17 protein-coding genes, 11 tRNA genes and 1 pseudogene are annotated in these 21,987 nt (G+C 65.3%); 24 read left to right on the plus strand and 5 right to left on the minus strand.

Going from position 1 to position 21,987, the window contains the following annotated elements:
* The first annotated feature begins 110 nt into the window (after positions 1 to 110).
* Positions 111 to 1,118 carry an isocitrate dehydrogenase gene (locus ACPEH8_RS08790; RefSeq protein ID WP_017357321.1) on the plus strand — a complete coding sequence of 336 codons (1,008 nt, stop codon included), beginning with the start codon at positions 111 to 113 and terminating at the stop codon, positions 1,116 to 1,118.
* Positions 1,119 to 1,215: 97 nt separating this feature from the next.
* On the plus strand, positions 1,216 to 1,971 hold the full coding sequence (locus tag ACPEH8_RS08795; protein ID WP_017357322.1) for a sulfite exporter TauE/SafE family protein: 756 nt from the start codon (positions 1,216 to 1,218) through the stop codon (positions 1,969 to 1,971).
* Between the two features lie 53 nt (positions 1,972 to 2,024).
* Here ACPEH8_RS08795 and ACPEH8_RS08800 read toward each other — a convergent pair whose 3' ends face one another.
* Positions 2,025 to 2,783, minus strand: coding sequence for a Bax inhibitor-1/YccA family protein (locus tag ACPEH8_RS08800; RefSeq protein WP_017357323.1), 759 nt, complete (start codon positions 2,781 to 2,783; stop codon positions 2,025 to 2,027).
* Between the two features lie 179 nt (positions 2,784 to 2,962).
* Between ACPEH8_RS08800 and ACPEH8_RS08805 the strand changes: the two genes are divergently transcribed.
* The 17 genes from ACPEH8_RS08805 to ACPEH8_RS08885 all read left to right on the plus strand — a co-directional run bounded on the left by ACPEH8_RS08805 (position 2,963) and on the right by ACPEH8_RS08885 (position 14,699).
* Positions 2,963 to 3,039 (plus strand) — tRNA-Pro (locus ACPEH8_RS08805).
* A 45-nt stretch (positions 3,040 to 3,084) separates the two neighbouring features.
* A tRNA-Arg gene (locus ACPEH8_RS08810) sits at positions 3,085 to 3,161 on the plus strand.
* 35 nt (positions 3,162 to 3,196) lie between these two features.
* Positions 3,197 to 3,273, plus strand: a tRNA-His gene (locus ACPEH8_RS08815).
* An 81-nt stretch (positions 3,274 to 3,354) separates the two neighbouring features.
* Positions 3,355 to 3,430: transfer RNA gene (locus ACPEH8_RS08820), tRNA-Lys, on the plus strand.
* A gap of 124 nt (positions 3,431 to 3,554) precedes the next feature.
* Positions 3,555 to 3,630: transfer RNA gene (locus ACPEH8_RS08825), tRNA-Lys, on the plus strand.
* A 184-nt stretch (positions 3,631 to 3,814) separates the two neighbouring features.
* Positions 3,815 to 5,152: a chloride channel protein gene (locus ACPEH8_RS08830; protein ID WP_423666515.1), complete on the plus strand. Its 1,338-nt coding sequence runs from the start codon at positions 3,815 to 3,817 to the stop codon at positions 5,150 to 5,152.
* Positions 5,153 to 5,215: 63 nt separating this feature from the next.
* Positions 5,216 to 5,300 (plus strand) — tRNA-Leu (locus ACPEH8_RS08835).
* A gap of 235 nt (positions 5,301 to 5,535) precedes the next feature.
* Positions 5,536 to 6,831: a trigger factor gene (gene tig, locus ACPEH8_RS08840; RefSeq protein WP_153164568.1), complete on the plus strand. Its 1,296-nt coding sequence runs from the start codon at positions 5,536 to 5,538 to the stop codon at positions 6,829 to 6,831.
* A gap of 67 nt (positions 6,832 to 6,898) precedes the next feature.
* Positions 6,899 to 7,525 (plus strand): ATP-dependent Clp endopeptidase proteolytic subunit ClpP, encoded by a 627-nt coding sequence (clpP, locus tag ACPEH8_RS08845; RefSeq protein WP_017356989.1) that lies wholly within the window; start codon positions 6,899 to 6,901, stop codon positions 7,523 to 7,525.
* Between the two features lie 126 nt (positions 7,526 to 7,651).
* The gene (clpX, locus tag ACPEH8_RS08850) at positions 7,652 to 8,941 is read left to right on the plus strand and encodes an ATP-dependent Clp protease ATP-binding subunit ClpX (protein ID WP_017356990.1); all 1,290 of its coding nucleotides are present in this window, start codon (positions 7,652 to 7,654) and stop codon (positions 8,939 to 8,941) included.
* A 143-nt stretch (positions 8,942 to 9,084) separates the two neighbouring features.
* The gene (lon, locus tag ACPEH8_RS08855; RefSeq protein WP_017356991.1) at positions 9,085 to 11,550 is read left to right on the plus strand and encodes an endopeptidase La; all 2,466 of its coding nucleotides are present in this window, start codon (positions 9,085 to 9,087) and stop codon (positions 11,548 to 11,550) included.
* Between the two features lie 205 nt (positions 11,551 to 11,755).
* On the plus strand, positions 11,756 to 12,028 hold the full coding sequence (locus ACPEH8_RS08860; protein WP_017356992.1) for an HU family DNA-binding protein: 273 nt from the start codon (positions 11,756 to 11,758) through the stop codon (positions 12,026 to 12,028).
* Between the two features lie 11 nt (positions 12,029 to 12,039).
* Positions 12,040 to 12,114, plus strand: a tRNA-Val gene (locus ACPEH8_RS08865).
* Between the two features lie 29 nt (positions 12,115 to 12,143).
* Positions 12,144 to 12,220, plus strand: a tRNA-Asp gene (locus tag ACPEH8_RS08870).
* A gap of 82 nt (positions 12,221 to 12,302) precedes the next feature.
* Positions 12,303 to 12,379, plus strand: a tRNA-Asp gene (locus ACPEH8_RS08875).
* A gap of 90 nt (positions 12,380 to 12,469) precedes the next feature.
* Positions 12,470 to 12,546 (plus strand) — tRNA-Asp (locus tag ACPEH8_RS08880).
* A 179-nt stretch (positions 12,547 to 12,725) separates the two neighbouring features.
* Positions 12,726 to 14,699, plus strand: coding sequence for a peptidyl-prolyl cis-trans isomerase (locus tag ACPEH8_RS08885; protein WP_423666517.1), 1,974 nt, complete (start codon positions 12,726 to 12,728; stop codon positions 14,697 to 14,699).
* Between the two features lie 119 nt (positions 14,700 to 14,818).
* Here the strand turns inward: ACPEH8_RS08885 and ACPEH8_RS08890 are convergent, their stop codons facing one another.
* Both ACPEH8_RS08890 and gloB read right to left on the minus strand, forming a co-directional pair.
* Positions 14,819 to 16,033, minus strand: a complete 1,215-nt coding sequence (locus tag ACPEH8_RS08890; protein ID WP_423666519.1) for a transglycosylase SLT domain-containing protein — start codon at positions 16,031 to 16,033, stop codon at positions 14,819 to 14,821.
* Positions 16,030 to 16,797: a hydroxyacylglutathione hydrolase gene (gloB, locus tag ACPEH8_RS08895; protein WP_136005583.1), complete on the minus strand. Its 768-nt coding sequence runs from the start codon at positions 16,795 to 16,797 to the stop codon at positions 16,030 to 16,032. Before gloB ends, ACPEH8_RS08890 begins: the two co-directional genes overlap by 4 nt.
* A gap of 11 nt (positions 16,798 to 16,808) precedes the next feature.
* Here gloB and ACPEH8_RS08900 point away from each other — a divergent pair, with 11 nt between their 5' ends.
* The 3 genes from ACPEH8_RS08900 to dnaQ are packed head-to-tail and all read left to right on the plus strand — an operon-like array spanning position 16,809 to position 18,653.
* Positions 16,809 to 17,453 (plus strand): hypothetical protein, encoded by a 645-nt coding sequence (locus ACPEH8_RS08900; RefSeq protein WP_017355629.1) that lies wholly within the window; start codon positions 16,809 to 16,811, stop codon positions 17,451 to 17,453.
* Positions 17,454 to 17,464: 11 nt separating this feature from the next.
* The gene (gene rnhA / locus ACPEH8_RS08905; RefSeq protein ID WP_017355630.1) at positions 17,465 to 17,917 is read left to right on the plus strand and encodes a ribonuclease HI; all 453 of its coding nucleotides are present in this window, start codon (positions 17,465 to 17,467) and stop codon (positions 17,915 to 17,917) included.
* A 4-nt stretch (positions 17,918 to 17,921) separates the two neighbouring features.
* The gene (gene dnaQ / locus ACPEH8_RS08910; RefSeq protein ID WP_136005587.1) at positions 17,922 to 18,653 is read left to right on the plus strand and encodes a DNA polymerase III subunit epsilon; all 732 of its coding nucleotides are present in this window, start codon (positions 17,922 to 17,924) and stop codon (positions 18,651 to 18,653) included.
* Between the two features lie 78 nt (positions 18,654 to 18,731).
* On the opposite strand, the gene ACPEH8_RS08915 is transcribed toward dnaQ, so the two are convergent.
* Positions 18,732 to 19,436 (minus strand): PP2C family protein-serine/threonine phosphatase, encoded by a 705-nt coding sequence (locus ACPEH8_RS08915; RefSeq protein WP_026070711.1) that lies wholly within the window; start codon positions 19,434 to 19,436, stop codon positions 18,732 to 18,734.
* 167 nt (positions 19,437 to 19,603) lie between these two features.
* Here ACPEH8_RS08915 and ACPEH8_RS08920 point away from each other — a divergent pair.
* Together ACPEH8_RS08920 and ACPEH8_RS08925 are read left to right on the plus strand one after the other, a co-directional pair.
* Positions 19,604 to 19,694, plus strand: a tRNA-Ser gene (locus tag ACPEH8_RS08920).
* 78 nt (positions 19,695 to 19,772) lie between these two features.
* A complete protein-coding gene (locus tag ACPEH8_RS08925) occupies positions 19,773 to 20,198 on the plus strand; it encodes a DUF6538 domain-containing protein (RefSeq protein ID WP_423666521.1) in 426 nt (141 codons plus the stop codon).
* 315 nt (positions 20,199 to 20,513) lie between these two features.
* Here the strand turns inward: ACPEH8_RS08925 and ACPEH8_RS08930 are convergent.
* Positions 20,514 to 21,559: pseudogene (locus ACPEH8_RS08930) on the minus strand (IS3 family transposase).
* Positions 21,560 to 21,987: the final 428 nt, after the last annotated feature.

The following is a 21,987-nucleotide window of genomic DNA, read 5'->3' on the forward strand; positions in this document are numbered from 1 at the left end:
ATTTGGGGTCCCCGGGCCGGGTCAGGCATAATTGCGGGTGAAACTTCCCTTGCGCCGGTGCTTTCCGCACCTGCTGGACGGCGCTCCCCCTCGGTTCGGAAACAGATCAAATGACGCAGAAAATCACGGTCATCCGCGGTGACGGCATCGGCCCGGAGATCATGGACGCTACCCTGTTCGTGCTCGGCAAGCTGGACACCGGCTTTGAATACGAAGACGCCGACGCGGGTCTGGTCGCGCTGGAAAAGCACGGCGACCTGATGCCGGCGGCCACGCTGGAATCGATCGCACGCAACAAGATCGCCCTGAAGAGCCCGCTGACCACGCCGGTCGGTGGTGGCTTCACCTCGATCAACGTCAGCCTGCGTCGCCACTTCGACCTGTACGCCAACGTGCGTCCGGCGACCTCGTTCCCGAACACCAAGTCGCGCTTCGGCGACGGCGTGAACCTGATCACCGTCCGTGAGAACACCGAAGGCGCCTACCTGGCCGAAGGCCAGGAAGTCTCGGCCGACGGCGAAACCGCCTTCTCCGGTACCCGCATCACCCGCAAGGGCTCCGAGCGCATCGTGCGCTACGCCTTCGAGCTGGCCCGCAGCACCGGCCGCAAGAAGGTCACCGCCGTGCACAAGGCCAACATCATCAAGTCGACCTCGGGCCTGTTCCTGGCCGTGGCGCGCGAAGTGGCGGCCAAGTACCCGGACATCGAGTTCCAGGAAATGATCGTCGACAACGCCTGCATGCAGCTGGTGATGCGTCCGGAGCAGTTCGACATCATCGTCACCACCAACCTGTTCGGCGACATCATCTCCGACCTGTGCGCCGGCCTCGTCGGCGGGCTGGGCCTGGCTCCGGGCGCCAACATCGGTGAGAACGCGGCGATCTTCGAAGCCGTGCACGGCACCGCCCCGGACATCGCCGGCCAGGGCAAGGCCAATCCGTGCGCGCTGCTGCTCGCCGCCGCGCAGATGCTGGACCACGTCGGCCAGACCGAGAACGCCGAGCGCCTGCGCAAGGCCATCGTGGCCACGCTGGAAGCCAAGGATTCGCTGACCGGCGATCTCGGCGGCAGCGGCAACACGATGGGCTTCGCCCAGGCCATCGCCAGCCGCCTGTAAGCGGTCCTGGCATCGCCTGGTACCTCCAGCGGGGCGCCTTCGGGCGCCCCGTTGCGTTTGCGTCGCACGCGGCGCGCAGTGCGACAGGAGCAAGGCAATGGAGTCGGTGTATCTGATCGTGGCCCTGGGCGCGATCGTGGCGGGATTCGTGCAGGGGCTGTCGGGGTTCGCCTTTGGCCTGGTCGCCATGTCGTTCTGGGCATGGACCCTGGATCCGCGTCTGGCGGCGACCCTGTCGGTGTTCGGCGCCCTGGTGGGGCAGGTGCTGGCGGCCTTCACCGTGCGCCGCGGCTTCGAGCTGCAGCGGCTGCTGCCGTTCGTGCTGGGGGGCCTGGCCGGCATTCCGCTCGGCGTGGCCGTGTTGCCGCACCTGGACATGGACTGGTTCAAGGCGCTGCTCGGCGGGCTGCTGGTGATCTGGTGCCCGGCCATGCTGATGGCGCGCGCATTGCCGCGGATCACCGCCGGCGGTCGGATCGCGGATGCGGCGGTGGGGATGGCCGGTGGCGTGCTGGGTGGCATCGGTGGCTTCACCGGGACGCTGCCGACGCTGTGGTGCACGCTGCGTGGCATGGACAAGGATGCCCAGCGCGCCATTGTCCAGAACTTCAACCTGTCCATGCTGCTGGTGACGATGGGCATCTACCTGGCGACCGGTGTGGTGACCCGGCAGGTGCTGCCCCTGTTCGCGATCGTCGCACCGGCGATGCTGCTGCCCACCCTGTTCGGCGCAAAGCTGTACGTCGGCATCAGCGAGGCACGCTTCCGGCAGATCGTGCTGGGCCTGCTCACCGCCTCGGGCGTGGCGCTGCTCGCCTCGTCGGTGCCGGCGCTGCTGGCACGCGCGGGCTGATCAACGAAAAAGGGCGCCCGCAGGCGCCCTTTTTCGTGGTGAGGGTGCGGCGCTCAGCGGCTCTGCAGCTTGGACAGCAGGCGCAGGAACTCCACGTACAGCCACACCAGCGTGACCATCAGGCCGAACGCGCCGTACCACTCCATGTACTTGGGCGCGCGCGCGGCGGCACCGGTTTCGATGAAGTCGAAGTCCAGCACCAGGTTCAGCGCCGCCACCACCACCACGAACAGGCTGAAGGCGATGCCCCAGCCGCTGGCTTCGTGGATGACCGGCACATTGATGTTGAAGAAGCCCAGCACGAATGAGGCCAGGTACAGCAGTGCGATGCCGCCGGTGGCGGCCACGACGCCGAGCTTGAAGTTCTCGGTGACCTTGATCAGGCCGGTGCGGTAGGCCACCAGCAGGGCGAACAGGGTGCCGAAGGTGAGCAGCACGGCCTGGAACACGATGCCCGGGAACTTCATTTCGAACACGGCCGAGATCGCGCCGAGGAAGAAGCCTTCCACCAGTGCGTACAGCGGCGCGGTCACCGGCGACCACGCCTTCTTGAACACCGTGACCAGCGCCAGCACCAGGCCGCCGATCGCGCCGCCGACGGCGTAGATCATCGCGCCCGGCGCGATCTGCCCATCGGCGCCAACGGTCTGGCTCCAGGCGAATGCAGCGGTCAGCACGGTGAGCAACAGCAGGATGCCGGTCTTGTTGACCGTGCCATTGATGGTCATCGCCTGGTCGGGTGAGCTCACGACCGAGCCGCTGGCCAGGTCGAGGAAGGTCGACTCGGAAAGGGCGGGATTACCGCTGCGCATTGTCAATCTCCTTGAAAGGGGTACGGTTTGGCCATCCGGCCGCTGTGTCGAGGATAGCCGAAGGAGGGGGAGTCGATGGCGACAGGTGAATCGATGTGTGAAAACCGTTGACAGATGCCTCGCTGATTCCCACAATAGCCGACTCTTTCGGGGGGAACCTCGGAGGGAAACAAAACCGCCGGGGTATAGCGCAGTCTGGTAGCGCGCCTGCTTTGGGAGCAGGATGTCGGGGGTTCGAATCCCTCTACCCCGACCAATCCGCTGCTCAGAACGGGATTGGAAATGCGACAATCCGGATCGAGCGCCCGTAGCTCAACTGGATAGAGCACCGGCCTTCTAAGCCGGCGGTTACAGGTTCGATTCCTGTCGGGCGCGCCATTCGGTGCAAGCGGTAGGAAGCAAAGGTTTCAGTGGTGGCTGTAGCTCAGTTGGTTAGAGTACCGGATTGTGATTCCGGTGGTCGGGGGTTCGAATCCCCTCAGCCACCCCACTGATCAGAACCTGGTTCACCGAAAGTGAATCAGGGTTGCAAAAAAGGGCAGTCACGTTACAATGTGCGCCTGCGTTTTCAGGGCTGTTAGCTCAGTTGGTAGAGCAGTTGACTCTTAATCAATAGGTCCAAGGTTCGAATCCTTGACAGCCCACCAAGACAGAAGCCATCCGGTCAGCCGGGTGGCTTTTTTCTTTGCCGGCACGGTGGTTTTTCTGCCGTTCAAACAAAGTGCTTGCATCCATCGCCAGGATTCCTGCATAATTCGCCTCCCGATTTTCGGGCTGTTAGCTCAGTTGGTAGAGCAGTTGACTCTTAATCAATAGGTCCAAGGTTCGAATCCTTGACAGCCCACCAAGACAGAAGCCGCCTGGTCCGCCAGGCGGCTTTTTTCTTTTCCTGGACCCGGACAGCAGCCCACGCACTGTCTGCAGCAAAGCCCCGCGACTGCGCGGCAGCGTCCGTCCGATGCCCCGATCCGATCGGCTCTGTCGCCAGCCCCTGCACATCGCGTGGAGCCGGGCGGTGAAACAATGTGGGCATGGACGCGCCTTCACCTATTCCCTCTCCCCGCTGGCTGGGGTCGCGGCGCCAGTGGCTTGAACGGCTGGCCCTGTGGGGCGGGGCGGTCGCGGTCGCGCTGGCGGCGATCCTCTTTGCCAAGGCCAGCGACGCGGCATTCGCCCTGTTCCGGCATATCTACGATGCTTCCCCGTGGTGGCCGCTGCTGCTGACCCCGACGGTGTTCGCCGTGCTGGCGTGGCTCACCCAGGGCGTACTCCGGCCCACCCGCGGCAGCGGTATCCCGCAGGTGATTGCCGCGCTGGATACGCCCGATGCCGCGTTCCGCCAGCGCAATCTGTCGTTGCCGGTGTCCGTCGGCAAGCTCGGCTTGACCGTGCTGGCCCTGTTCGGTGGTGCGTCGGTGGGGCGCGAAGGGCCAACCGTCCACGTCGGTGCCAGCCTCATGTACGTGATCGGGCGCGCGCTGGGCTTCCGCGATCCGCGCCAGGCCACCCACTTCCTGCTGGCCGGGGGCGCAGCCGGCATCGCCGCCGCGTTCAATACCCCGCTGGCCGGCGTGGTGTTCGCGATCGAGGAGCTGTCCGGGCGTTTTGAGCACCGTTTCTCCGGCGCGTTGCTGACGGCCGTGATCGTCGGCGGCGTGGTCTCGCTCGGGCTGCTGGGCAACTACACCTACTTCGGCCGGGTGGGCGCGACGCTGCCGTTGGGCATCGGCTGGGTGGCGGTCCTGCTGTGCGGTGTGGTCGGTGGCCTGGGCGGCGGTCTGTTCAGTCGCCTGGTGCTGGCGGTGATGGATGGCCGGCCGCGCTGGCTCGGCCGCGCACGCACGGCCCGTCCGGTCCTGTTCGCCGCCGGCTGTGGCCTGCTGCTGGCGCTGCTCGGCCTGGTGTTCGGGGCCGGCGCGTTCGGAACCGGCTACGAACAGGCGCGGGGCCTGGTGCAGGGCCAGGCCCTGGTCGGGCATGAGTTCGGGCTGATGAAGTTTGCCGCCAACCTGGTCTCCTACGCTGCCGGCATCCCGGGCGGGCTGTTCTCACCTGCGCTGGCGGTGGGCGCCGGCATCGGCCACAACCTCGCCGCGCTGCTGCCGGGGGTGGACCCGGCGGCGGTGGTGGTGCTGGGCATGTGCGCCTATCTGACCGGCGTGACCCAGGCGCCGCTGACCTCTGCGGTGATCTCGCTGGAGCTCACCAATACCAGCGATCTGCTGCTGCCCATTCTGGCGGCGGTGCTCGTCGCGCGGGCAACCTCGTCGTGGGTATGCCGCACGCCGATCTACCGGGCCCTGGCCGACCGGCTGCAGCAGGCCATGCCGCCACCCACCGCCGTCGCAACGCCGTCGGCGGCCGGTTAAGCAAGGTGATGATCTTCCTGTTTGTGCGTCCGCCTGCAACAATGCACTGCTGAGCGCACGCTCGCGAAAGTGGCGGAATTGGTAGACGCCCTGGATTTAGGTTCCAGTGCCGCAAGGCGTGGGGGTTCGAGTCCCCCCTTTCGCACCAGTGCGGGCCGGTTTGGCCCGCACCCATGACCAAGGGCACGTCCCGGATCCGGGAGACGGCCACATGCTGGGCGTGACGCGCCCTGTGACGTTCCCGGCCCTGTGCTGGCGGCGCTGGCCGTAATCGGCGAAACTACAGGGCTGCGGCGGGCAAGCGCGTTCACGACCCCGCGTCCAAAACCCGTTTCATCCATCACATCGTGCCGGGGCCCATGCCGCCGGTGGCAGGAGTCAACATGCAAGCTTCGATCGAATCCACCGGCAACCTGGAACGCCGCCTGACCTTCTCGCTGCCGGAAGACCGCCTGCAGACCCACATCAGCGGCCGTCTGGGCGAAATCGCCCGTACTGCGCGGATCAAGGGCTTCCGTCCGGGCAAGATCCCGGCCAAGGTGATCGAGCAGCGTTTCGGTCAGCAGGTCCGCAGCGAAGCCGTCGACGGCCTGCTGCGCGAAACCTTCGATGCCGCCCTGCGCGAGCATGAGCTGCGCATCGCCGGCACCCCGCGCATCGACAAGGGCGATGACGGCGAATTCTCCTTCGTGGCCACCGTCGAACTGGTGCCGGACTTCGGCGACGTGGACGTCAGCAAGCTGACCGTGGTGCGTCACACCGCCGAGATCAACGATGCCGACATCGACCAGATGATCCAGAACCTGCGCGAACAGCGCCGCAGCTGGAGCCCGGTCACCCGGGGTGCCCAGGACGGCGACCTGGTCGCGCTGGAAACCTGGTCGCAGGCCGGCGACGAGCGCCTGCCGGCCGAAGGCAGCGAAAAGGGCAGCGTGATCGTGGGCCAGGGCATGATGTTCGAGCAGATCGAACAGGGCCTGGTCGGTCTGGCCAAGGGTGAGGAAAAGACCCTCGACGTCGAATTCCCGGCCGACTGGCGCGTGCCGGCGCTGGCGGGCAAGCAGGTCAAGGTCACCGTCAAGGCGGTGGACGTGTCCGAACCGGTGCTGCCGGAGGTCGATGCAGACTTCATCAAGAGCTTTGGTGTGAAGGGTGGCGATGTGGAGCAGTTCCGCAAGGACATCCGCGCCAACCTGGAGCGCGAGCTGAAGGGTGCGCTCATGAACCGCCTGCGTCGTGAAGTGGGTGAACAGCTGATCGCTGCCTATGCGTCGGTGGAAATGCCGCCGCGCCTGGTCGAGAACGAAGCCCGCGCCATGCTGGCCCAGCAGATCGAGCAGATCCGCCGCAGCGGCCGCAACCCGGGCGACGTCCCGGCCGATGCCCACGAAGGCTTCAAGGACGCCGCCGCCAAGCGCGTGCTCGTCGGCCTGCTGGTTGGTGAAGTGGCCCGCAGGAACGACCTGCGCCTGGACCCCAAGCGCCTGAATGAAACCATGCGCCTGATCGCCTCGACCTACGAAGAGCCGGAGCAGGTCATTGAGATGTACCGCAACGACCCCCAGCTGATGAGTGGGCTGCAGAACCGCGTGATGGAAGAGCAGGTGATCGACTGGATCGCCGAGCGCGCCCAGCACACCGAGCAGCAGATGTCGTTCCAGGACGCCATCCGTCAGTAAGCGGACGGCGTTTCACGCCCCGCGCTCCGGCGCGGGGTTGTCCCCCCCAAGATAGGTGCCTCACGTAATGGACAACCGAACCAAAGCCCTGAACCTGGTTCCGATGGTGGTCGAGCAGACCAGCCGCGGCGAGCGCGCCTATGACATCTATTCGCGCCTGTTGAAGGAGCGCCTGATCTTCCTCGTGGGCCCGATCGACGATCACATGGCCAACGTGGTGGTGGCGCAGTTGCTGTTCCTGGAGTCGGAGAATCCGGAAAAGGACATCAACATCTACATCAACTCGCCCGGTGGCGTGGTCACCGCCGGCATGGCGATCTACGACACCATGCAGTACATCAAGCCGAATGTGAGCACCACCTGCATCGGCCAGGCGGCCTCGATGGGCGCCCTCCTGCTGGCCGCGGGCGAAGCCGGCAAGCGCTATGCGCTGCCCAATTCGCGCGTGATGATCCACCAGCCGCTGGGCGGTTACCAAGGCCAGGCCACGGATATCGACATCCATGCGCGCGAGATCCTGACGCTGCGTTCGCGCCTGAATGAAATCCTGGCACGGCACACCGGTCAGTCGCTGGAGACCATCGCGCGCGATACCGAACGCGACAACTTCAAGAGCGCGTCCGAGGCGATGGCCTACGGGCTGGTCGATCAGGTGCTGGAACGTCGTCCGGAAGAGTCGATCCAGCCGGCGTGATGACGCCACCAGGCCGGCATTCCGGCTTGTTTCCGCAGGGTCGGGCAGGACTGGCGTCCTCCGGGCCCTGTGTTATTCTCGAATCGAACCCCCGTTCAGCGGGTGGGGTAACTGGGTAAGCGAAGCATGAGCGAAGACCGCCAAGGTCGTTCCACGGACAGCGGCAAGATCCTCTACTGCTCCTTCTGCGGTAAGAGCCAGCATGAGGTGCGCAAGCTGATTGCGGGTCCGAGCGTATTCATCTGCGATGAATGCGTGGAGCTGTGCAACGACATCATCCGTGAGGAGCTGGAGGAGAAGGCGCAGTCGGCACGCAGTTCGCTGCCCAAGCCGCGCGAGATCCTCGAGGTCCTGGACCAGTACGTGATCGGCCAGAACCGCGCCAAGCGCACGCTGGCCGTGGCCGTGTACAACCACTACAAGCGCATCGAGAGCCGCCAGAAGAACGACGACGTCGAGCTGGCGAAGTCGAACATCCTGCTGGTCGGTCCGACCGGTTCGGGCAAGACGCTGCTGGCCGAAACCCTGGCCCGCCTGCTCAACGTGCCGTTCACCATGGCCGACGCCACCACGCTGACCGAAGCCGGTTACGTGGGCGAGGACGTGGAGAACATCATCCAGAAGCTGCTGCAGAAGTGCGACTACGACGTCGAGAAGGCACAGCAGGGCATCGTCTATATCGATGAAATCGACAAGATCTCGCGCAAGAGCGAGAACCCGTCGATTACCCGCGATGTGTCCGGCGAAGGCGTGCAGCAGGCCCTGCTGAAGCTGATCGAAGGCACTGTGGCCAGCGTTCCGCCGCAGGGCGGCCGCAAGCACCCGCAGCAGGAATTCCTGCAGGTGGACACCAAGAACATCCTGTTCATCTGCGGCGGCGCGTTTGCCGGGCTGGACAAGGTGATCCAGCAGCGGTCCAACGATTCGGGCGGCATCGGCTTCGGGGCCAAGGTCAAGAGCGCCGAGCGCAAGCAGGAAGTGGGCAAGGTGCTGGCCGAAGTCGAGCCGGAGGACCTGATCAAGTTCGGCCTGATTCCCGAGTTCGTCGGCCGCCTGCCGGTCGTGGCCACCCTGGAAGAGCTGGACGAAGCGGCCCTGGTGCGGATCCTGACCGAGCCGAAGAACGCCATCACCAAGCAGTTCAAGAAGCTGTTCGAGATGGAACACGTCGAGCTCGAGTTCCGTCCGGACGCCCTGGCTGCCATTGCCCGCAAGGCGCTCAAGCGCAAGACCGGTGCCCGCGGCCTGCGGACGATCGTCGAATCGGTTCTGCTGGACACCATGTACGACCTGCCGTCGGCAGAGAACGTCAGCAAGGTGGTGGTGGACGAATCGGTGATCGAACACAAGTCCGAACCGTACCTGATCTACCAGACGCCGCCGGCGCCTGAACAGAAGGCGGCTGGTGCTGAATAATCAGTTCAAGTAATTGAATTGAAAGAATTTTTTCAGAACAGCTTGCATCTAGAAGCCGATGGCCCCATAACGAGGCCATCGGCTTTTTTTGTATCCGGGCGAGGCCGCCCGGAGGCCATTCCCACTGTTCCACTGGAGCCCACATGGCCCGTTCCCCTACTGAGACTCTCGACCTGCCGGTATTGCCGCTGCGTGACGTGGTGGTGTTCCCGCACATGGTCATTCCGCTGTTCGTCGGCCGCGACAAGTCCATGCATGCGCTGGAGCAGGCGATGGAGGCGGACAAGCGCATCCTGCTGCTCGCGCAGAAGTCGGCCGAGACCGACGACCCGGCTGCGGCCGACCTCTATCAGGTCGGCACGCTGGCCCAGGTGCTGCAGCTGCTGAAACTGCCCGACGGCACCATCAAGGTGCTGGTGGAAGGCCTGTCGCGCGTCAACGTCACCCAGGTCACCGAGCGCGACGGCTCGCTGCATGGCGTGGGCGTGGAAATCGAATCGGACGAATCGCGCGAGCCGCGTGAGATCGAAGCGATCGCCCGTTCGCTGATGTCGCTGTTCGAGCAGTACGTCAAGACCAACCGCAAGCTGCCGCCGGAACTGCTGCAGACCCTGGCCGGCATCGACGAACCGGCGCGTCTGGCCGATACCATCGCCGCGCACATCAGCGTGCGCCTGGCCGACAAGCAGCGCCTGCTGGAGACCCTGCAGATCGGCGACCGCCTGGAAATGCTGGTCGGCCTGGTCGACGGCGAAATCGACGTGCAGCAGATGGAAAAACGCATCCGCGGCCGCGTGAAGTCGCAGATGGAAAAGAGCCAGCGCGAGTACTACCTCAACGAACAGATGAAGGCCATCCAGAAGGAACTGGGTGATCTGGACGACGCGCCGGGCGAACTGGAAGAGCTGGCCCGCAAGATCGCCGAGGCGGGCATGCCCAAGCCGGTGGAGACCAAGGCCAAGGCCGAGCTCAACAAGCTCAAGCAGATGTCGCCGATGTCGGCCGAAGCGGCGGTCGTGCGCAACTACCTGGACTGGCTGCTGGGCGTGCCGTGGAAGAAGCGCACCAAGGTGCGCAAGGACCTCAAGGCCGCGCAGGACACGCTCGATGCCGATCACTTCGGCCTGGACAAGGTCAAGGACCGCATCCTCGAGTACCTCGCCGTGCAGTCGCGGGTGAAGCAGATGAAGGGGCCGATCCTGTGCCTGGTCGGGCCGCCGGGCGTTGGCAAGACCTCGCTGGGCCAGTCCATCGCCAAGGCGACCAACCGCAAGTTCGTGCGCATGAGCCTGGGCGGCGTGCGCGACGAGGCCGAGATCCGCGGCCACCGTCGCACCTATGTCGGCTCGATGCCGGGCCGCATCGTGCAGAACCTCAACAAGGTCGGCAGCAAGAACCCGCTGTTCGTGCTGGACGAGATCGACAAGATGTCGATGGACTTCCGTGGCGATCCGTCGTCGGCGCTGCTGGAAGTGCTCGATCCCGAGCAGAACAACGCGTTCAACGACCACTACCTGGAAGTGGACCTGGACCTGTCCGAAGTGATGTTCGTGGCGACCTCCAATTCGCTCAACATCCCCGGCCCGCTGCTGGACCGCATGGAAGTCATCCGCATCCCCGGCTACACCGAGGATGAGAAGCTCAATATCGCCATGCGCTACCTGGTGCCCAAGCAGCTCAAGGCCAACGGCCTGAAGCCGGAGGAACTGGACATCGGGGCCGACGCCATCCAGGACGTGGTGCGTTACTACACCCGCGAATCGGGCGTGCGCAACCTGGAGCGCGAAGTCGCCAAGATCTGCCGCAAGGTGGTCAAGGAGATCGCACTGGCCGGTCCGGTCGCGGCGGCCAAGCCGGCCAAGGCCGGCAAGAAGGCCGGGGCGAAGAAGAAGGCCCTGGTGTCGGTCACTGGCAAGAACCTGGACAAGTACCTGGGCGTGCGCCGCTTCGACTTCGGCCGTGCCGAGGAACAGAACGAGATCGGCCTGGTGACCGGTCTGGCCTGGACCGAGGTGGGCGGCGACCTGCTGCAGATCGAATCCACCCTCGTCCCGGGCAAGGGCGCGCTGATCCTGACCGGCCAGCTCGGCAACGTGATGAAGGAATCGGCGTCGGCCGCCCTGTCGGTGGTGCGTTCGCGTGCCGAGCGCCTGGGCATCGACGCCGAGTTCCTGCAGAAGCATGACGTGCACGTCCACGTGCCGGACGGTGCCACGCCCAAGGACGGTCCCAGCGCCGGCATCGCGATGGTGACCTCGCTGGTGTCGATGCTGACCAAGGTGCCGATCCGCGCCGAAGTCGCCATGACCGGTGAGATCACCCTGCGCGGCCGTGTGACCGCCATCGGTGGCCTCAAGGAGAAGCTGTTGGCGGCGCTGCGCGGTGGCATCACCACGGTGATCATTCCCGAGGAGAACCGCAAGGATCTGGCGGACATCCCGGCCAACGTCACCCGTGATCTGAAGATCGTGCCGGTGAAGTGGATCGAAGAAGTGCTCGACCTGGCGCTGGAGACACCGCTGACGCCGAAGAAGCCCGGTAAAGATGGGCAGCGCGTCACAGTGCGCGGCAAGAGCAAGACAGCTTCCACGACGCGCGTCAAGCACTGACGCGCCATCTGGAAATCGCCGAAACCCGCGTCGTTATTGGCTTTTCAGCTTGCGTGGGTAGGGGGCGACTGGTATAAAAGCACCACTCGCGAGTCAGCAAAAAACTGAATTCGGCGAACTGAGAACTTCACGGTATCCGACTGCACTGTCGGTCGGATGCTTTACTGTCGAATACGCGGAATCCCCGCCAAAGGAGCTGTAGAGAATGAACAAGACCGAATTGATCGACGCCGTTGCTGAAGCCGCCGACCTGACCAAGGCCGAGTCCAGCCGCGCCGTCGATGCCGTCATCGCTTCCGTCACCAAGGCCCTGAAGGGCGGTGAAGCGGTGACGCTGGTTGGCTTCGGCACGTTCCAGGTCCGTGCGCGCGCTGCCCGTACCGGCCGCAACCCGAAGACCGGCGACACCATCAAGATCGCTGCTTCGAAGAATCCGTCGTTCAAGGCTGGCAAAGCCCTGAAGGATGCCGTAAACTAAGCGGCTTGCTGGGGTGCTTAGCTCAGCGGTAGAGCGTCTCCTTTACACGGAGAGGGTCGGGGGTTCGAAACCCTCAGCACCCACCAAGCACTGCCAGTAACACTGGTTTGAAAGTGGAGCGGTAGTTCAGCTGGTTAGAATGCTGGCCTGTCACGCCGGAGGTCGCGGGTTCGAGTCCCGTCCGCTCCGCCACTACACCGGGCCCCTGAGCAATCGGGGGCCTTGTTTTCTGCAACGGTGCGAGTCGCTGCGGAAAACAGAAGAGTCCAAGCGCGGAGCGGTAGTTCAGCTGGTTAGAATGCTGGCCTGTCACGCCGGAGGTCGCGGGTTCGAGTCCCGTCCGCTCCGCCAGTTGTAAATAAATCCTCGAAAAGCAGTAAATCGGGGTAGGTTTTTCAGAATATCTTCGGATATAATGAGCGCCTGCAAAGTTTCAAGCGCGGAGCGGTAGTTCAGCTGGTTAGAATGCTGGCCTGTCACGCCGGAGGTCGCGGGTTCGAGTCCCGTCCGCTCCGCCAATTCTTGAGGGCCCCTGGTGCAAACCAGGGGCCTTTCTTTTGCGCGTCCGCCGCCCCCGCACGTGTCGTTCCCGCCCGCGCGTGGAAAGCCCGCGACTGCAGGCCGCCGCGCCGCTTTTGGAGCCGCGCCCGAAGCGGGTTACACTGCCGGGCTCGCCAATCAGGCCTTGATTCTTCCCATGCTGCAGAAACTTCGCGACAAGACCTCAGGCTGGATCGTCACCGTGATCCTGGGGCTGCTGATGATTCCGTTCCTGTTCGTGATCGACAACAGCTACCTCGGTGGCGTCGGTGCGCAGAACGTGGCCAAGGTGGCGGCGCCGCCAACCTGGTGGAAGTCGGCACCGTCATGGTGGCCGATGTCGTTCCTGTGGCAGCACCACGAGATCAGCTCGCAGGACTTCCGCGTGCGTTTTGAACAGGCCCGCCAGCAGGCGCGTCAGGAGCAGGGCGAGAATTTCGACCCGCGTGAGTTCGAAAGCACCGAGAACAAGCTGGCCGTGCTCGACCAGATGATCGACGAGCAGGTCGTGCGCCTGGCCGGCGAACAGTCCGGCATCGTGATCGGTGACAAGGCCGTGCGCGACTACATCGTGTCGATCCCCGGGTTCATCGGACCGGACGGCAAGTTCAACAACGACCAGTACCGCATCGCACTGGCCAGCAGCAACCCGCCGCGCACCCCGACGCAGTTCGAGGCGCTGGTGCGCGAGAGCATCCAGCAGTCCGTGGTGCCCTCGGCGCTGCAGCTGTCCGGCTTCACCACCCAGGCCGAAGCCGAGCGTCTGATGAAGCTGCTGGGCGAAACGCGTGACGTGGAGATCGCCGCGCTGCCGGAAACGCCGGCCGATACCGCCGAGGTCACCGACGCGCAGATCAAGCAGTGGTACGACGCGCATCTGAAGGACTTCCGCCAGCCGGAGACGGTGGCGCTGGAGTATGTGGAGATCAATGGCGCGAACCTGCCGGCCGCGGCGCCCGCCGATGAGGCCACGCTGCGCAAACGCTATGACGATGAAAAGGCGCGTTTCGCCACGCCCGAACAGCGTCTGGCCTCGCACATCCTGATCGCCGCCGACGGCAGCGACCCGGCCAAGCTCAAGGCCGCCGAAGAGAAGGCAACGCGCATTGCCGCCGAGGCCAAGGCGCCGGGTGCCGATTTCGCCGCGCTGGCCAATGCCAACTCCGAAGATCCGGGATCCAAGGGCACCGGCGGTGATCTGGGCTGGGTCGAGCGTGGTGCGATGGTCAAGCCGTTCGAAGACGCGCTGTTTGCGATGAAGGTCGGTGACGTGACCGGGCCGGTCAAGACCGACTTCGGTTACCACGTGCTGAAGCTGCGCGAACTCAAGGGCGGCGAGGGCCGTGCATTTGAGGAGGTGCGCGACCAGTTGGCCGCCGAACAGCTCAAGGCCGACAACGACCGTGCGTTCACTGAGCTGAGCGGCCGCCTGGTGGATCTGGTCTACAAGAACCCGACCTCGCTGGAAGGCGCGGCCAAGGAGATCGGTCTGCCGGTGCAGACCCTGGGCCCGTTCAACCGCGCCACCGCCAGCGGCATCGCCACCAACCCGGCCGTGCTGCGCGCTGCATTCTCCGACGTGCTGACGCAGGACGGCACGGTCAGCGACCCGATCGAGCTGGAACCGAACCACAGCGTGATGATCCGCGTCACCGAGCACACCCCCGAGCAGGCATTGCCGCTGGACAAGGCGCGTGAGCAGGTGATCGCGGCGATCCATGCCGACCGTACCCGCCAGGCGTCGGAAAAGGCCGTGGATGCTCTGTTGGCCAAGCTCAAGGCCGGACAGGCCCTGCAGGCGCTGCAGGCCAGCGAGCAGCTGCAGATCAGCCCGCTGCCGGGCCTGCCGCGCACGCAGCCGGTACCGACCCCGGAAATCAACCGCGCGGTGTTCTCTGCGGCGCAGCCGGCGGAAGGCAAGCCGACCTACGGCAAGGTCGAGGTGCAGGGGCGTTACCTGGTGTTCGCGGTGAACAAGGTCACCCCGGGCAACGTGGCTGAGGTCACGCCGGAGCAGCAGCAGCAGCTCAAGCAGCAGCTGAGCCAGATCGACGGCATGGCCGCGGCCAAGGCCTACATCCAGGCCATGCGCAAGCACTACAAGGTGCAGACCGAAGAAGCGAACCTGTAACCGACCCCGGTTCCAGGGACAGCAGAAAGCCCGGCATCGCCGGGCTTTCTGCGTTGTGCGCCTGACAAAAAAAGCCCGGCATGGCCGGGCTTCTGACAGGTATCGACCGGGCGGGTGGCTCAGTCTTCGACGCGAAGCACCGCGCCAGGTTTGAGTACGCTGCTGCCGGACAAGCCATTGAGCGACAGCAGCGCCTTGAGCGGCATGCCGTAGCGGCGCGCGATGGTCCACGCCGACTCGCCGTCGCGCACGGTGTGGCGGCGGCTGCGCGGGCGATCGGCGCTGGCCACCGTGCGGCTGTTGGCCGGAGCGGGTGCGTTGCGGGGACTGGTCGCCTCTACCGGGGAGGCCGGGGCACTGGCCACGGCGGCGACACTGGCACTGGCGTCCACGGGCGCGTGCGTGGTCGGGGCCAGCACGGTCACCTGCCCGGACGGGCGGCCCTTGCCGCTTGCCAGGGCCGGGTTGAGGCGTGCGATGCGTGCCGGGTCCAGCGAGCGCTGGGCGGCCCACTGCTGCACGCTGGTACCCGCGGGCAGGGTGTGACCTTTGAGCACCGGCACGGTCCGGTCCAGCGAGGCCATCACTGCCGGCTCGGTCTCGGCGTCTTCAAGCACGCAGGCCAGGGCATGCAGCTTCTCGACGTAGGCATAGGTGATCGGCGACAGACCCGGCAGCTCGGCCGGCCGCGCATTCTGCGCGTTCATGCCGGCCTTGCGCAGCGACTGCAGCACCCGGTACTCGCCGGCGTTGTAGGCCATTGTGGCCAGGCGCCAGTCGCCGCCGAACATGCCGTGCAGCGTCTTGAGGTACCGCACCGCCGCCTGGGTCGAGTCCACCGCCGACAGGCGGCCGTCGTAGCCCGGCGTCATCTGCACGCGGTGGTTCCTGGCGGTGGTGGCGATGAACTGCCACAGGCCCGTCGGCCCACTGCCGTTGCGGGCGTTGGGGCGGTAGCCACTCTCCACGAACGGGATCAGCGCGAATTCGGTCGGCAGGTCGGCCTTGCGCAGCTCTTCGACCACATAGCCGAACAGCACCAAGGCGTCATCATCCTGGTTGGCCAGGCGGGACGGGGCGTGGGCGAACTGCTTCTGCCAGCGCGGGCTGGTGGCCTCGGTATTGCAGGTCGGCTCGGCCAGGCCCTCACGGAAGCTGGCGAAGATCTCCTGGCCATTGCGCACCGACGGCGGCGGCAGGGCGGACGGGTCCAGTGGCAGCGAGGACAGCCCTGCGACGTTCTGCGACATGCCGGCGGTCAACGACTGGGCGCCCGCGCTGCCGGCCACGGCGATCGCCAGGCCAAGCGCGAGCGGCAACAATCGCCGACTCACGTACTGAATCCGTCTTTCCAGCGCCGCAGACCGGCGACCACGTCGACGTCATCGGTGACGGGACGACCCAGATGGGCGCTGACGGCCTGCTGGATCACGGCAGTATGGGTACGCAGGAACGGATTGCACTGGAGCTCGCTTGCCAGGGTTACCGGCAGCGTGGGGCGGTCATCGCGGCGCATGGCCAAAGCCTCCTCATGGCGCTGCGACAACGCAGCGTTGGTGGGGTCGACATGCCGCGCGAAGACGGCATTTGACACGGTGTACTCGTGGGCGCAACAGACCAGCAGTTGCGACGGCAGGGACGCCAGCTTGTGCAGGGATGCCAGAAGCTGGGACGGCGTACCTTCGAACATGCGCCCACAGCCCAGGCTGAACAGCGCATCGCCACTGAAAAGGTGTTCAGCGGTGTGAAACGCGATGTGGCTCCGGGTGTGCCCGGGCACGGATACTACGTGCAAGCCCAGCCCCAATGCCTGAATGCATTCACCTTCGGCGACCCGATGGGCAGGCAGGTCGATGCGCGGTTCCACCGGCGCATACACCTCCACCCCCGGGAAACGGGCCTGCAGTTCGGCCACGCCGCCGATGTGGTCGTCGTGGTGATGGGTGAGCAGGATGGCCTCCGGACGCCAGTTCTGCTGCGCTGCGGCGGCCAGCACGGGCGCGGCCTGGCCGGGGTCGATGATCAACGCACGGCCGTCGTCGGCGACCAGCGTCCAGATGTAATTGTCCGCGAAGGCGGGCAGGGCGGTCAGTCGCATAGAATTGGACCATGCCCGCCGCGCCGCGCCCCCGTCAAGCGACAGTCGCATCCTGGTTTGATACTGAACCGGCGCAGGCGTTGCGCCGCCTGGAGTTCGAGCGCCTGCATCCGCTGCTGTCCGTGCACCCGGTGACCCCGTGGCTGTGGATCGCCCCGACCCCTGCATGGCTGGAGCAGGCCACACTGCCTGGACGCGGCCTGCGCCTGTACCGCGACGCAGGGGGCTACGCCGGCGACGCCCGCTGCGGCCTGCCGCTGCCGCTGCCCGGCGAAAGCGTCAACGCCATCGTCCTGCAGCATGTGACCGCGCGCGACGCCGAGCACCTGATCGACGAGTGCGCGCGCGTGCTGATGCCCGGCGGCCGCCTGTGGCTGTCCACCCTCAATCCGTTCAGCCCGTGGCGCAGCCAATGGCGCCGGCACGGCCTGGTGGTGCGCTCGCCGCAGCGCCTGCGCCATACCCTGGCCCAGGCGGGGCTCACCTGTGAGGAACTGCGCTACCTCGGCCCGATGTGGCGCGACCGCGCGCCCGACCGCAGCAGCCTGGCGCCACTGCGCGCGGCCTGTCTGTTCACTGCTGAAAAACGCACCCTGGCCCTGCCGGGGCCAACGCCACTGCCGGTACGCCGTTGGCACGGCACCGTGGCGACCTGATCTGGACTGCAATGAAAACAATTGAAATACACACCGACGGTTCCTGCCTTGGCAATCCCGGCCCCGGCGGCTGGGCGGCGCTGCTGCGCTACAACGCGCACGAGCGCGAGCTGAGCGGCGGTGAAGCGCACACCACCAACAACCGGATGGAGCTGATGGCAGCCATTTCCGGACTCGAGGCGCTGACCGAGCCTTGCAACATCGTGCTGTTCACCGACTCCCAGTACGTGCGCCAGGGCCTGACCCAGTGGATGCCGGGCTGGATCCGCAAGAACTGGAAGACCGCCGGCGGTGATCCGGTCAAGAACCGCGAACTGTGGGAGCGCCTGCACGCGGCCACCCTGCGCCACACCATCGACTGGCGCTGGGTGAAGGGGCATTCCGGCGACCCGGACAACGAGCGCGTGGACCAGCTCGCCCGCGACGCGGCCATGCGGATCCGCGCCACTGGACCGGTACACTGAGCCCATGCGTCAGATCATCCTGGATACCGAAACCACCGGCCTGGAGTGGAAGAAGGGCAACCGCGTCGTCGAAATCGGCTGCGTGGAATACCTCGAGCGCCGACCCAGCGGCAACCACTTCCACCGTTACCTCAAGCCCGACTGCGAGTTCGAACCCGGCGCGCAGGAAGTCACCGGCCTGACCCTGGAGTTTCTCGCCGACAAACCCACGTTCGCCGAGGTGGCCGAGGACTTCCTGGCCTTCATCGACGGCGCCGAGCTGATCATCCACAACGCGGCGTTCGATCTGGGCTTCCTGGACAACGAGCTGTCGCTGCTGGGTGACCAGTACGGTCGGATCACCGACCGCTGTTCGGTCATCGATACGCTGAAAATGGCCCGCGAGCGATTCCCGGGCCAGCGCAACTCGCTGGATGCGCTGTGCAAGCGGCTGGGCGTGGACAACGCGCACCGCCAGCTGCACGGCGGCCTGCTCGATGCCCAGATCCTGGGCGATGTGTATATCGCGCTGACGTCGGGCCAGGAGGAGATCGGCTTCGGGTCGGTCGATGAGGGCCGGCCGGGCACGGCGCACGCCCAGGTCTTCGACACCTCGCGCCTGCTGCCGCGCCCGCGCGTGGTCGCCACCGCCTCGGAGCTGGAGGCCCATGAGGCGCGTCTGGCCAAACTGCGCAAGAAGGCCGGTCGTGCCATCTGGGACGGCGAGCCGGAGATGGCGGAAGCCGCCAGCGCCTGAATCGCGCCGGGCGCGCGGGAGCGTCTGCAGCCCCCGGGCGGCCGACCCGTGGTCGGCGCTGCCCGGGGCGGGACGGCGTCAGTGGCAGCGCACCAGGATGACGGTGATGTTGTCCGAGCCGCCGCCATCCAGTGCAGCGGCCACCAGGGTATCCACGCATTCCTGCGCGCTGGCGTCGTCGAAGGCGAGGGTGCGGGCGATCCCCTGGTCTTCCACTTCCTCGGTCAGGCCGTCGCTGCACAGCAGCAGCTGCATGCCCGGGCGCAGCTCGCCGGTGGTGGTGGCCACGTTCAGGTGCGCCGGGTCGGTCACGCCGAGCGCCTGGGTCACCACGTTGCGGTGCGGGTGCGCGCGCGCCTGCTCGGCGGTCAGATTGCCCTGGCTGACCATTTCCTGGACGACGCTGTGATCCTGGCTCAACTGCGCCAGCGTGCCATCGCGCCACAGGTAGGCGCGGCTGTCGCCGACCCACGCCACTTCATAGCGATTGCCCTGCACGCGCGCGGCAACCACGGTGGTGCCCATCGGCAGGCTGTCGTTGCGGCGGCGCGAGGTGCGGATGATCTCCTCATCGGCCACGCGGATGGCCTGGGCGAGGGTGGCGCCGCGGCGTATCTCGCGCACGATGGTCTCTCGGGCGAGGGCGCTGGCGACTTCGCCGCAGGCGTGGCCGCCCATGCCGTCAGCCACCAGCCACAGGGACAGCTCTCCATCGCCGTAGTAGGTGTCCTCGTTGAGGTCACGGCGCAGGCCGGGGTGGGTCAGGTGTCCGAATTCGATCATGGCGGTGCGAAGGCCGGGGATTGTTGCGGGGATGAACGGCATGATCGCGGCCCGCCGGACATCCGGCAAGGCATCCATACAGAAGAAATTCACTTCATTGCACGCAATGACTTGTCGCCGGCGCGTCCTGCCCGTATCATTCGCTCCCCGGTTCGCCGGGACCATCTGGAGAGGTGGCAGAGCGGTTGAATGTACCTGACTCGAAATCAGGCAGGCGTTTATAGCGCCTCGGGGGTTCGAATCCCCCCCTCTCCGCCAGATTGAACGAAGCGCCCGCCAGTCAATGACTTGCGGGCGTTTCTGTTTGCGCGCACTTGGGCACTCGCTTGGACACTCATGCGATTGCCAAATTACCTTGTCTTGTCATCTACCGGCGTCTATGACTTCCGCTGGAAAGTTCCCAAGCGCTTCCAAGGCCCGCTGGGCCTGAAGGTGGTCAAGCGCTCGCTCGGCACTCGCGATGCCCGTGTGGCGCATCTGCAAGCCCTTGTTCTCGCCTCCCGCTATGCTGTGGCCCTTCAAGGAGGGGATATGGCAAAGAGCATGGACCAACTGCTACGCAGCGCGCAGAAGGGGCAGGCGGACTTTGAAGTCGTTGCCGGTCCTCACGGCTACACGGTCAAAACCGACGGTTCGGCGCAAGACAACGCGGCGGCCCTCGAAACCGTCCGGCTGCTGAACGAGCACGGTGTGGCCTCTGTGGGTGGTGCGCCACTGGCGGCATCCACTCGCATCGCCTTTGAGATAGCAGTCGAGAAATGATCCAAAACCTTGACCAGCGGGGCGCGCAATACGCCAGGTCAGAAGTTGGAGGCGGTGAAGGCCTTTGTTGCGTGGAAGAACTCCACGCGTAAGCGATCACCTGCGAGGGTGGCGTTGGGCGACTTGTCCAAGACCGACTGCGCCGAATGGGTCATCAGTCTGAAGCAAGCGCCCGCAGAGCGGACCGGTAAGCCACTGGCGGACAGTTACATCGAAACAAAGACGCGTTGGCTGTCGCTGTTCTTTGACTGGGCCATGGCAGCAGGCTATTACCCCAAGGGCCGACGCCCCCCCCGGCTTGAGTAGTGGGCGGGTTTAGAGTCCGGTGCTGATGGTATCTCTCTTTCCAGCCAACTGTGCGGCGTACTGGGCGGGCGTCAGCCCGCCAAGAGCCCGCTTGGGCCGTTCTTCGTTGTAGTCACGCCGCCAGCTTTCGATAATGGTCCTGGCATGGAGCAACGTCGGGAACCAATGCTCGTTCAGACATTCATCGCGCAGCCGCCCGTTGAAGGACTCAACGTAAGCGTTTTGGTTCGGCTTCCCCGGCTCGATCAGGCGCAGGGCAATTCCCTTCTCGTGAGCCCACGCCACCATCGCTTTTCCGCAAAACTCCTTGCCGTTCTCTGTCCTGATCACCTGCGGCAAACCGCGCTGAACGGCCAATCTGTCCAGCACCCTGGCAACGCCTTGCCCGGAAATAGCTCGTTCAACCTCAATGGCCACGGCCTCGTGAGTGGCGTCATCAACGATGGTCAAACACTTGATTACTCGGCCTTCCGCGGTGCGGTCGAACACAAAATCCATCGACCACACCTGGTTGGCGGCGGACGGGCGCAGCGAGGGCTGACGTTCACCGACAGGTACCTTCTTGCGCTTCCTGCGACGCACCTGCAGGCCAGCTTCCTGATACAGGCGCTCCACACGCTTGTAGTTCACGACGAACCCACTCTGTCGCAGCTTCAGATGGATCATGCCCACGCCGTAACGTCAATGCCGGTGTGCCAGTGCCGCGATCTGCTCACGCAGTTAAACGTTGTGGTCCGGCCTGGGCTCGTAACGCAGCGCGCTGGCGCTCATGCGTGCAACCACCAACGCACGCCGCTCACTGAGCCCTTTCTCGACCATGCTCCGCACCAGCAACCTGCGCGCCGGTGCGGTCACCACTTTTTTTGCAATGCATCCTTTATCACGTCGTTCTCGAACATCTGCTCGGCCAGCAGCTTCTTCAGGCGCGTGTTCTCGGCCTCCAGGTCTTTGAGCCGCTTGGCGTCGGGCACGCTCATGCCACCGAACTTGCTGCGCCACAGGTAGTACGAGGCCTCACTGAAGCCATGTTGGCGGCACAGATCCTTGATCGGCATGCCGGCCTCCGCCTCGCGCAGGAAGCCGATGATCTGTTCTTCGGAAAAGCGCTTCTTCACGTCCAATCTCCTTGTCGTTGAGGATTGGACTCCAAACCGTCGTGCTACTCAATCCCGGGGGGACGTCGCGCCGATCAGTGGTGGCCAGACCTTTCCCACGTTGTTCCGCAACGAAGATCACGACCAAGCCATTCAAGGTCGCTTGCAGTGGCCTCGTGCGGCACTGACGTTCGTGGAATAAGGGCGGAACCTTCCCTGTTAGACGGTCAAGGCCACGATCTGGAGTAGTCCGACAGCCTCACGCGAGGAGACGTTCAAAACCTGCGCGGATGCAAAATTGACCAAAACCAACGATCTGGGTGAGGCCAGCACGTATGGTCGCTCTATTGGGTTCGTAGGGCTTCTGAATGCGCAGCCACGCTTCGGTG

The organism is Stenotrophomonas sp. NPDC077461, from assembly GCF_049545475.1.
Taxonomy (GTDB): Bacteria; Pseudomonadota; Gammaproteobacteria; order Xanthomonadales; family Xanthomonadaceae; genus Stenotrophomonas; species Stenotrophomonas nematodicola.

Coding starts and splice junctions, on each gene's coding strand:
- rnhA (WP_017355630.1), top strand. CDS start 17,465: ATGAAAACAATTGAAATACACACCGACGGTTCCTGCCTTGGCAATCCC.
- ACPEH8_RS08915 (WP_026070711.1), bottom strand. CDS start 19,436: ATGATCGAATTCGGACACCTGACCCACCCCGGCCTGCGCCGTGACCTC.
- ACPEH8_RS08900 (WP_017355629.1), top strand. CDS start 16,809: ATGCCCGCCGCGCCGCGCCCCCGTCAAGCGACAGTCGCATCCTGGTTT.
- ACPEH8_RS08885 (WP_423666517.1), top strand. CDS start 12,726: ATGCTGCAGAAACTTCGCGACAAGACCTCAGGCTGGATCGTCACCGTG.
- ACPEH8_RS08800 (WP_017357323.1), bottom strand. CDS start 2,783: ATGCGCAGCGGTAATCCCGCCCTTTCCGAGTCGACCTTCCTCGACCTG.
- ACPEH8_RS08860 (WP_017356992.1), top strand. CDS start 11,756: ATGAACAAGACCGAATTGATCGACGCCGTTGCTGAAGCCGCCGACCTG.
- tig (WP_153164568.1), top strand. CDS start 5,536: ATGCAAGCTTCGATCGAATCCACCGGCAACCTGGAACGCCGCCTGACC.
- gloB (WP_136005583.1), bottom strand. CDS start 16,797: ATGCGACTGACCGCCCTGCCCGCCTTCGCGGACAATTACATCTGGACG.
- clpP (WP_017356989.1), top strand. CDS start 6,899: ATGGACAACCGAACCAAAGCCCTGAACCTGGTTCCGATGGTGGTCGAG.
- ACPEH8_RS08925 (WP_423666521.1), top strand. CDS start 19,773: ATGCGATTGCCAAATTACCTTGTCTTGTCATCTACCGGCGTCTATGAC.
- ACPEH8_RS08795 (WP_017357322.1), top strand. CDS start 1,216: ATGGAGTCGGTGTATCTGATCGTGGCCCTGGGCGCGATCGTGGCGGGA.
- lon (WP_017356991.1), top strand. CDS start 9,085: ATGGCCCGTTCCCCTACTGAGACTCTCGACCTGCCGGTATTGCCGCTG.
- ACPEH8_RS08790 (WP_017357321.1), top strand. CDS start 111: ATGACGCAGAAAATCACGGTCATCCGCGGTGACGGCATCGGCCCGGAG.
- dnaQ (WP_136005587.1), top strand. CDS start 17,922: ATGCGTCAGATCATCCTGGATACCGAAACCACCGGCCTGGAGTGGAAG.
- clpX (WP_017356990.1), top strand. CDS start 7,652: ATGAGCGAAGACCGCCAAGGTCGTTCCACGGACAGCGGCAAGATCCTC.
- ACPEH8_RS08830 (WP_423666515.1), top strand. CDS start 3,815: ATGGACGCGCCTTCACCTATTCCCTCTCCCCGCTGGCTGGGGTCGCGG.